General features: G+C 59.9%; 1 protein-coding gene. It reads left to right on the forward strand.

The annotated features are described in order from the left end of the window. The first annotated feature begins 3 nt into the window (after positions 1 to 3). Positions 4 to 399, forward strand: coding sequence for a gp16 family protein (locus tag JWG43_RS18970; protein ID WP_338033294.1), 396 nt, complete (start codon positions 4 to 6; stop codon positions 397 to 399). The last annotated feature ends 7 nt before the right edge of the window (positions 400 to 406 follow it).

A 406-nucleotide genomic window follows, 5' to 3' on the forward strand; every position in this document is an offset into this window, starting at 1 on the left:
CAATTGAGCAAGATTCACATCGCCAAGAAGGACCTTGGGCTGGATGACGAAACCTACCGCGCCTTGTTGGGGCGCGTGGCGGGTGTACGTTCGGCCAAAGACCTGACCCCACGCCAGACTGGCGCCGTCCTGGCCGAGTTTGTCCGCTTGGGCTGGGAGCCTAAACCAGTTAAGAAACAAGCCCGCAAAGCGCCGAAGGCCGCGCCAGACCGGGCAAAACTGGTGGGTAAGATCGAGGCATTTCTCGCCGAGGCGAAACGCTCCTGGGCGTATGCTGACGGGATGGCCTTGCGCATGTTCAAGGTCGAGCGCGTGGAATGGCTCGACCCTGGTCAACTGCAAAAAATGGTTGCAGCACTGACCTACGATGCCCGCCGACATGGGAGACCTGAGCGATGAACGAAGA

Source organism: Desulfobulbus alkaliphilus, from assembly GCF_016918545.1.
GTDB classification, from domain to species: Bacteria; Desulfobacterota; Desulfobulbia; order Desulfobulbales; family Desulfobulbaceae; genus Desulfobulbus; species Desulfobulbus alkaliphilus.